This window comes from Pseudomonas sp. MWU16-30317, assembly GCF_020515695.1.
In the GTDB taxonomy this organism is placed as follows: Bacteria; Pseudomonadota; Gammaproteobacteria; order Pseudomonadales; family Pseudomonadaceae; genus Aquipseudomonas.
The window spans coordinates 154071-163887 of record NZ_JAIWJA010000013.1 but is presented as its reverse complement, the minus strand read 5'-3'; the positions used below and the strand labels follow the sequence as shown (position 1 = coordinate 163887).

General features: G+C 64.8%; 3 protein-coding genes and 1 rRNA gene. All 4 read left to right on the top strand.

Annotated features, from left to right (window positions below; translation table 11 throughout):
• Positions 1-196 precede the first annotated feature (196 nt).
• Positions 197-312: ribosomal RNA gene (gene rrf, locus LIX93_RS27365) — 5S ribosomal RNA — on the top strand.
• 232 nt (positions 313-544) lie between these two features.
• Entirely contained in the window at positions 545-4012 is a 3468-nt protein-coding gene (recC, locus tag LIX93_RS27360) for an exodeoxyribonuclease V subunit gamma (protein ID WP_226507173.1), read from the top strand.
• Complete coding sequence (recB, locus tag LIX93_RS27355) at positions 4009-7698, top strand: exodeoxyribonuclease V subunit beta (RefSeq protein WP_226507172.1); 3690 nt, start codon at positions 4009-4011, stop codon at positions 7696-7698. The genes recC and recB overlap by 4 nt, the downstream gene beginning before the upstream one ends.
• Positions 7695-9785: an exodeoxyribonuclease V subunit alpha gene (gene recD / locus LIX93_RS27350; protein ID WP_226507171.1), complete on the top strand. Its 2091-nt coding sequence runs from the start codon at positions 7695-7697 to the stop codon at positions 9783-9785. Before recB ends, recD begins: the two co-directional genes overlap by 4 nt.
• Positions 9786-9817: the final 32 nt, after the last annotated feature.

Below are 9817 nucleotides of genomic sequence, written 5' to 3'. Positions count from 1 at the left end.
CTAACCAATACTAATTGCCCGTGAGGCTTGACCATATAACACCCAAGCAATTTGCGACTCGAAAGAGCATCAGATTGCGGTGACTGTGGAGATGACACGAACCGAAAGTTCGTCGACTCTGAAGCGATACTCACAAATTATCACATACCCGATTCGCTGGAAGACCGCCCAAACGGTCTGCTGGCAAACAGAATTTCTTGACGACCATAGAGCATTGGAACCACCTGATCCCATCCCGAACTCAGAAGTGAAACGATGCATCGCCGATGGTAGTGTGGGGTTTCCCCATGTGAGAGTAGGTCATCGTCAAGATTAAATTCCGAAACCCCCATCTGCGAAGGCAGGTGGGGGTTTTGTCTTTGTGGGGCCTGGCAAAGTCAAAGTCAAAGTCAAAGTCAAGATCAACAGCTTCGCGGGCAAGCCTTGCTCCCACAGTTGTATGCCGTGCATACCGTGGGAGCAAAGCTGCCTTCCCACGGCCCGTTCTGCGGCACCAGCATGATAAAGTTCGTCCTTAGCCCTGCTCACCGCCAAGGAAGCCTGAATGTCGTCTGCCACCCCCATCACTCCTGGCTTCATGATCGTCCACGGCAACCGTCTGGATGAACTGCGCGGTCTGGTGGTGAGCTGGATGCGACGCTATCCCCTGCGTCCGCTGGAAAGCGAAATCGCGCTGGTACAAAGCAACGGCATTGCCCAGTGGTTGAAGCTTGCCTTGGCCGAAGACCCGGCAGACGACGATCTGGGCGGCTGCGGTATCGCTGCGGCAATAGAAGTACAACTGCCCGGCAGTTTCATGTGGCAGCTGTACCGAAATGTCCTCGGCAAAGAGGAAATCCCCGCTACCTCGCTACTCGACAAGGCGCCCCTCACCTGGCGCCTGATGCGCCTGCTGCCACAGCTTATCGACCAACCCCACTTCGAACCGCTGCAACGGTTCCTCACCGACGACACCGACCTGCGCAAGCGCTACCAACTGGCCGAGCGGCTCTCTGACCTGTTCGACCAGTACCAGGTCTACCGCGCCGATTGGTTGGAAGACTGGGCGGCCGGCCGCCACCAATTACGCAGTGTCCGCGGCGAAGCCAAGCCCTTGGCCGCTGCCAACTGCTGGCAGGCCGAACTTTGGCGGGCACTGCTGCATGACGTCGGGGCCGAAGGCATGGCGCAAAGCCGCGCTGGCGTGCATCAACGCTTTATCGAACGCATCGACGCTCTTGAGCAAGCCCCAGCCGGCTTGCCGTCCCGAGTCATCGTCTTCGGTATTTCCTCGTTGCCGGCCCAGGCGCTGGAAGCGCTCGCCGGTTTGGCACGGTTCAGCCAGGTGCTGCTGTGCGTACACAACCCATGCCGCCACCATTGGGCCGACATCGTTGCCGACAAAGACCTGCTGCGCCATCAATACCGTCGCCAAAGCCGCAAGCAAGGCACACCCCTGAGCATCGACGCCGGCGCCATGCATCAACACGCCCACCCGCTGCTAGCAGCCTGGGGCAAACAGGGCCGCGACTACATCAACCTGCTCGACAGTTACGACCAGCCTGACAGCTACCGCGCAGCCTTTCGCGAAGGTCGCATCGACCTGTTCAGCGAATCGACCACGCACACGCTGCTCAACCAGTTGCAGGACGACATCCTCGAACTGCGCCCGCTGGCCGAAACCCGCAGCACTTGGCCCGCAGTGGACATCACCCGGGACCGGTCCATACGCTTCCATGTCGCCCACAGCGCCCAGCGTGAAGTCGAGATCCTGCACGACCAGTTGCTGGCTCGCTTCAGCGCCGATCCGACGCTGCGCCCACGCGACATCATCGTCATGGTCCCGGACATCGACAGCTACGCCCCGCATATCCGCGCCGTGTTCGGTCAACTGCCACGCGACGATCAACGCTTCATCCCCTTCACCCTCACCGACCAGGGCCAGCGCGGTCGCGATCCGCTGCTGATCGCCCTCGAGCATTTGCTGAAACTGCCCGACAGCCGTTTCGCCGTGAGTGAGATCCTCGACCTGCTCGACGTACCGGCCCTGCGCGCCCGCTTCGGCATCGCAGAGCGTGACTTGCCCACGCTGCACCGCTGGATCGAAGGCGCCGGCATCCGCTGGGGCCTCGACGCCCACCAGCGCGCCGGCCTCGGTCTGCCCCACGGCCTGGAGCAGAACAGCTGGCACTTCGGCCTGCGGCGCATGTTGCTGGGCTATGCCGTCGGTGCAGGTGAAGGCTGCGACGGCATCGAACCCTACGACGAGATCGGCGGCCTCGACGCGGCCCTGATCGGCCCTCTGGTGGCGCTGCTCGACGCGCTTGCCGTCGCTCACCAGCAACTCTCGCAGCCGGCATTGCCGAGCCAATGGGGCGAGCGCCTGCATGGCCTGCTGCAAGTGTTCTTCCAGGCCACCAGCGAACACGATGAATACCTGCTGGTGCAGCTCGAAGACCTGCGCGAAGCCTGGCTGCAGACCTGCGACAGCGTCAGCCTCGAAGAAGCGCTGCCCCTGACTGTGGTCCGCGAAGCCTGGCTGGCCGGTCTCGATGAAGGCCGCCTATCCCAGCGCTTTTTGGCCGGTTCGGTAAATTTCTGCACCCTCATGCCGATGCGCGCCATTCCATTCAAGGTGGTGTGCCTGCTGGGCATGAACGACGGCGACTACCCGCGCGCCCAGCCGCCCCTGGATTTCGACCTGATGGGCAGCGACTATCGCCCCGGCGACCGTTCGCGGCGTGAAGACGATCGCTACCTGTTGCTCGAAGCACTCCTCTCCGCCCGCGATCAGCTGTACATCAGTTGGGTCGGCCGCAGCATCCGCGACAACAGCGAGCGTCCGGCCTCGGTGCTCATCGGCCAACTGCGCGACCACCTCGCCAGCGGCTGGCGACTGGCCGAGTCCGAACAAAACGACCCTGACGCTTTGCTGCACGCCTTGACCCTCGAGCACCCGCTGCAACCCTTCAGTGCTCGCTACTTTCACGAAGGCAATCAGCAGCTGTTCAGCTACGCCCGCGAATGGCAGCAACTGCACAACGCCTTACCACCGGGCGCAACCGCCACTGCCCTTGGCGCCTACACACCCAGCGCAGCCCTGAGCATCGCCCAACTACAGGACTTTCTGCGTCATCCGGTCCGGCACTTCTACAGCCAACGTCTGAAGGTCTTCTTCGAAGCGGCCCAAGCCCCCTCGCCGGACGAAGAGCCCTTCAGCCTCGACGCCTTGCAGCGCTACACCCTCAGCGAAAGTCTGCTGGCCGCGGGCATGGCCAACGTCGACAGCGTCGACCTGGCCCTGCAGTCCCAGGCCCGACGCCTGCAAGGCAGCGGCCTGCTGCCGATGGCTGGTTTTGGTGCCTGTCTGCAAGCCGAACTGATCGAGCCCTTGCCCGATCTGCTCGCCCGCTATCGCGATTTGCGTGTGCTCTGGCCGATCACCCTGGAGAGCGCTCTGCCGATCACCTTCAGCCATCAAGGTGTGACGCTGGAAGGATGGATCGGTGGCCTGCAACAGCGCGCCGACGGTGGCTTGCTCAGCGTTACCACCATTGCCAATGCCATCGGTGGCACGCGCACGCGCAAATGGCACCGCATGATCCGCTGCTGGGTCGAGCACCTGAGCGCCTGCGCGGTCGGCCTGCCATTGACCACGGCGCTGGTCGCCAGCGATGACACCCTGTTGCTCAAGCCACTGAGCGAGGACGCTGCCGCCGAACGCTTGCGCGACCTGCTCAGCGCCTGGCTCGTGGGTATGTCCGCGCCACTGCCGGTCGCGGTAAAGACCGCTTTCGCCTGGCTCGGCCAAAGCGACCCCGCCAAGGCCCACGCGGCAGCGGGCAAAGCCTACGAAGGCGACGGCATCACCTTCGATGGCGAGCGCCGCGAGAGCGTTGCCCTGGCACGGCAATTCCGCGACTTCGCCGCCATGCTCGCTGACGAAACCTTCAGCGGCTGGTGCGACACCCTGTATCGCCCACTGTTCGAAGCCCCTTGGCAATCCGTTGACGCCCAGGAGGCACAGGCATGACTCGATCCGCGCCCCTGGCCCTGACGTTCCCCCTGCGCGGCAGCCAACTCATCGAAGCCAGCGCCGGCACCGGCAAAACCTTTACCATCTCGGCGTTGTACCTGCGCCTGGTGCTGGGGCACGGTGGCGAGCCCAGCGGTTTCGGCCGCGAACTGCTGCCGCCGCAAATCCTCGTGGTGACCTTCACCGATGCCGCCACCAAGGAGCTTCGCGACCGTATCCGCACCCGCCTGGCCGATGCCGCACGGTACTTTCGTGACGAAATCCCCAGCCCCGATGCGCTGATCGAGCAATTGCGCGACGACTATCCGCCCGAGCACTGGGCGGCCTGCGCCAACAAGCTCGACATCGCCGCGCAATGGATGGATGAGGCGGCCGTCTCGACCATCCATAGTTGGTGCCAGCGCATGCTGCGTGAGCACGCCTTCGACAGCGGCAGCCTGTTTACCCAGACGCTCGAGACCGATCACAGCGAACTGCTCGGCGAAGTGGTGCGCGATTACTGGCGGCGCTTTTGCTACAGCCTCGAAGGCGACACTCTGACCTGGGTGCGCACGCACTGGAACAATCCGGCGGCGCTGCTGCCACGGGTACGCGCACTGTTCGGCACCCACAGCGCCAACAATGACGGCCGCGAACCTGGGGAGATCATCGACACCAGCCTGCAGCAACGCCGCGCCGCCCTGGTCACGCTCAAGCAGCCTTGGACGCAATGGGCCCAAGAGCTCCTCGCCTTGTTCCACACCGGCGTCTCCTCCAAATCTGTGCACGGCAAATACATCCAGGCGCGCTTCTTCGAGCCTTGGTTCGAAAAGATCACCGCTTGGGCGACCAACGAAGATCAACACCACCTTGATATCGGTACCGGCTTCACTCGCCTGACGCGCGAAGGCGTGAGTGAAGCCTGGAAGACCGACCCGCCCGACCACCCGGCGCTGGACGCGATGCTCGATCTGCCCAGCCAGCTCGACGGCCTGCCCAGCCCCGATGCCGCCGTGCTGCAGCATGCCGCGCATTGGATCGGCGAGCGCTTCGAAGCGGAGAAGCGCCGACGCGCCGAAATGGGTTTCGACGACATGCTGCTGCGCCTCGACGCAGCCCTGGGTGGCTCGTCCGGCGAGCGCCTGGCGAGCCTGATTCGCGAGCAGTTTCCGGTGGCGCTGATCGACGAATTCCAGGACACCGATCCGGTGCAGTACCGCATCTTCGAGCGCATCTACCACATCGAGGCCAACGACCCGGCCACTGGCCTGTTCCTGATCGGCGATCCCAAGCAGGCGATCTACGCCTTTCGCGGCGCCGACATCCATACCTACCTGCGCGCACGCCAGGCCACCACCGGGCGGTTGCACACGCTGGGCAAGAACTTCCGTTCCAGCGCCGAGATGGTCGCGGCAGCCAACCATGTATTCGCCGCTGCTGAGCAGCGCGAGCCGGGGCGCGGAGCCTTCCTGTTCAAGGACGGCGCGCAGAACCCGGTGCCGTTTCTGCCGGTGGACGCCCAAGGTCGCAAAGAGACGCTACGGATCGAAAACCTCGCCGTGCCGGCCGTGACGCTCTGGCAATTGCAAAGCGAGGCGCCGCTCTCTGGCGAGGTATATCGCACGCAAATGGCCGCCGTGTGCGCCAGTGAAATCGTCCGCCTGTTGATGGCCGGCCAGCACCAGCGCGGCGGCTTCGTCGCTACCGACGGCGCGCTGCGCGGCATCCGCCCGGCCGACATTGCTATCCTGGTGCGCGACGGCAAGGAAGCCCAGGCTGTGCGTGGGCAACTGGCAGCGCGCGGGGTGCGCAGCGTGTATCTGTCCGACAAGGACTCAGTGTTCGCCGCCCAAGAGGCCCACGACCTGCTGGCCTGGCTCAAGGCCTGCGCTGAGCCGGATGCCGAGCGCCCATTGCGCGCCGCCCTGGCCTGCATCACCCTCAACCTGCCGCTGACCGAGCTCGAACAGTTCAACCAGGACGAACTGGCCTGGGAGGCGCGGGTCATGCAGTTTCGCGAATACCGCACGCTCTGGCGCACCCAGGGCGTACTGCCGATGCTGCGGCGCCTGCTGCACGACTTCGCTTTGCCGCAGACCCTGATGCTGCGCAGTGACGGCGAGCGCGTACTGACCAACCTGCTGCACCTCAGCGAGCTGCTGCAACAGGCCGCCGGCGAACTGGATGGCGAGCAAGCGTTGATCCGTCATCTGGCCGAGCACCTGGCGCTGTCCGGGCAGGCCGGCGAAGAGCAGATCCTGCGCCTCGAAAGCGACGAGCAACTGGTCAAGGTGGTGACCATCCACAAATCCAAGGGCCTGGAATACCCGCTGGTCTTCCTGCCCTTTATCTGCTCGGCCAAACCGGTGGATGGCAAGCGCCTGCCGCTGGCTTATCACGACGAGCACGGCCTGGCCCACGTGACCCTCAGCCCGACGCCCGAGCAGATCGCCCTGGCCGACGACGAGCGCCTGGCTGAAGACCTGCGCCTGCTGTACGTCGCCTTGACCCGCGCGCAATACGCCTGCTGGCTAGGCATCGCCGACCTCAAGCGCGGCAATCACAAGGACTCGGTGCTGCACCGCGCCGCGCTGGGCTATCTGCTCGGCGGTGGCCAGCCGCTGGCGCAATCCACGGCTCTGAGCAGTTGGCTGCGCGACTTGCAACAGGGCTGCGCCAGCATCGCCTACCCGAGCCTGCCCGAAGCCGATGACCTGCACTTTATCGCGCCAGTCGATGACGCCCCCTTGCGTGCCGAGCTCACGCCCACTCGCAAGGCCGCCGAGAACTGGTGGATCGCCTCCTACAGCGCACTGCGTATCAGCGACGACCCGCTCGCCGCACCTGACAGTGCCCAGGCGCAAAAACTCTACGACGATGAACGCCTCGATCCCCTGGCACCTCGCGAAGTACAGGCCAGCAGCGGCGATATCCATCGCTTCCCGCGCGGGCCCAACCCCGGCACCTTCCTCCACGGCCTGCTGGAGTGGGCCGGTACCGAAGGCTTCGGCCAGGTCGATCAAGACGCCATCCAGGACAGCGTCGCCCGGCGCTGCAACCGTCGAGACTGGAGCGGCTGGATCACGACCCTGGTGGACTGGCTGCAGGCCCTGATCGCTCAGCCCTTGCCACTGGCCGAAGGGCAACCGGCGTGCGCCCTCAAGGACCTCACCGAATACCAGATCGAGATGGAGTTCTGGTTCGCCAGTCACCGCGTCGATGTCAGCCGCCTCGACGCGCTGGTTCGCGAGCACACCCATAACGGTGCCTTGCGCGCGCCGGCTCAGGGCGCCTTGTTGAACGGCATGTTCAAGGGTTTCATTGACCTGACCTTCGAATATCAGGGCCGCTATTACGTGGTCGATTACAAGTCCAGCTGGCTTGGCCCGGACGAGCAGGCCTACACCTGGGAAGCCATGGACCAGGCGATCCTTGATCATCGCTACGACCTGCAATACGTGCTCTATCTGCTGGCCTTGCACCGCCAGCTCAAGGCGCGGCTGCCGGACTACGACTACGACCTGCATGTCGGCGGCGCGCTGTTCATCTTCCTGCGCGGCGTGCATGCGCCGAGCCAAGGCTGCTATTTCGCCCGCCCGGACAAGGCCCTCATCGAGCAGCTCGATGCGCAATTCCGCGGTGAGGCCGCACCGCGCCCGCCCGCCGCCCAACAAGGCGATCTGTTTCAAGGAGCCGGCGCATGAGCCGCACGTTCGATGACCTGTTACCGACGCCCCTGGATGCCGAGAGCCTGGCGCGTTTGCAGCCGCTCACTGCGGGTGGCGATCTGCTGACGTTGCTCGAACGCTGGGTCGAGCGCGGTTGGCTGCGGGCGCTGGACAAGGCCTTTGTGGCCTTCCTCGCCGAGCTAGACCCTCAGGGCGATCCGCTGGTGTTATTGGCGGCGGCGCTGACCAGCCACCAACTCGGTCACGGCCATGTTTGCCTCGACCTGGGTGCCACTCTGGCCGAACCGGACTTCGCCCTGTCGCTGCCGCCCGAGGGCGATGCGCTGACCGGGCCGTTGCTGCTGCCCTCGCAATTGCTCGAACACCTGAGCCTGGAGGCGTGGCGCGAGACGCTGGCGGCCAGCGCGCTGGTCGAGCGCGCATCGCCTACCCCGGGCCACTCGACCACCGCCAATCAACGCCCACTGGTACTCGCCGGCCACCGCCTGTACTTGCGCCGCTACTGGGGTTACGAGCGCCGTATCGATCGCGCCCTGCGCCAGCGCTTGGCGCAAACCTCCAGTGCTCCAGCGGATCTCGCCGAACGCCTCGAGCAATTGTTCCCAGCGCAAAGCGAAGTGCCAGTGGACTGGCAGAAACTCGCTTGCGCCCTGGCCACCCGTAGCGCCTTCAGCATCGTCACCGGCGGCCCTGGCACCGGCAAGACCACCACCGTAGTGCGCCTGCTGGCGTTGCTGCAGGCGCCCGCGGTGCAAGCGGACAAACCCCTGCGTATCCGCCTCGCGGCGCCGACCGGCAAGGCAGCAGCACGCTTGACTGAATCGATCAGCGCCCAGGTCGCCACGCTCGACGTCGACCCGGCCGTGCGCGCACGCATCCCCGTGGAAGTGACCACGGTGCACCGCCTGCTCGGCAGCCGCCCCGGCACGCGGCATTTTCGTCACCACGCCGGCAACTTGCTGCCGCTGGATGTGCTGGTGGTCGATGAAGCCTCGATGATCGACCTCGAGATGATGGCCAATCTGCTCGACGCCTTGCCAGCCCACGCGCGGCTGGTGCTGCTCGGCGACAAGGACCAGTTGGCGTCGGTAGAGGCGGGGGCGGTGCTGGGCGACCTGTGCCGCGACGCCGAGGCCGGCCGCTACAGCCCCGAGACCCGTGCCTGGCTGGAACAAGTAGGGCATGAGCGCCTGGATGGCAGCGAACTGCTGGCGGGCACTGCCAGCGAACACCCCTTGGCCCAGCAAGTGGTGATGCTGCGTTATTCGCGGCGCTTCGGCGAAGGCAGCGGCATCGGCCAACTGGCGCGGCAGGTCAATCGCCAGGCGCCGGAGCAGGCGCGGGTGCTACTGCAAAAGGGCGAGTTCAAGGATATCTACTCGCTGCAGCTCAAGGGCGAACAGGACCGGGCCCTGGAAAAACTGCTGCTCAACGGCCAGGCGGCGACAGGCCCCAAGGGCTATCGCCATTACCTCGGGCTTATCCACAGCCAACGCCCGGCTCCGACGCTGGATCTGCAGGCACCGCAGTGGGCGCTGTGGGCACGAGCGGTGCTGAGTGCATTCGACGAGTTCCAGTTGCTGTGTGCGGTGCGCAAGGGCCCTTGGGGTGTGGAGCGCCTCAACCAGCGCGCGACCCAGGCGTTGTTCGCTGCAGGCTTGATCGAGAGCGATCAGCACTGGTACGAAGGCCGGCCGGTACTGATGACGCGCAACGACTATGGCCTGGGCTTGATGAACGGTGACATCGGCATCGCCCTGCGCCTGCCCGAGGCACCCGGCTCGCAGCATTTGGTACTGCGGGTCGCCTTCGCGCGCAACGATGGCGAAGGCGGCGTGCGCTTCGTGTTGCCGAGCCGGCTCAATGACGTCGAGACGGTGTACGCCATGACCGTGCACAAGTCCCAGGGCTCGGAATTCGCCCACACCGCGCTGATCCTGCCGGATGCGCTGAATCCGGTGTTGACCAAGGAGCTGATCTACACCGGCATTACCCGGGCAAAAAACTGGTTCACCCTGATCGAGCCGCGCAAGGGCGTGTTCGAAGAGGCAGTCAAGCGCAAGGTCAAACGCTTGAGCGGGCTGATGCTCGAAAGCTTGTAATGCCTGATGATAGGGTGGGGCTTATGGCCTCT

What these genes read in the sequence shown, in the direction of transcription:
- recC (WP_226507173.1), top strand. Translation starts at nt 545, where the DNA reads ATGTCGTCTGCCACCCCCATCACTCCTGGCTTCATGATCGTCCACGGC.
- recB (WP_226507172.1), top strand. Translation starts at nt 4,009, where the DNA reads ATGACTCGATCCGCGCCCCTGGCCCTGACGTTCCCCCTGCGCGGCAGC.
- recD (WP_226507171.1), top strand. Translation starts at nt 7,695, where the DNA reads ATGAGCCGCACGTTCGATGACCTGTTACCGACGCCCCTGGATGCCGAG.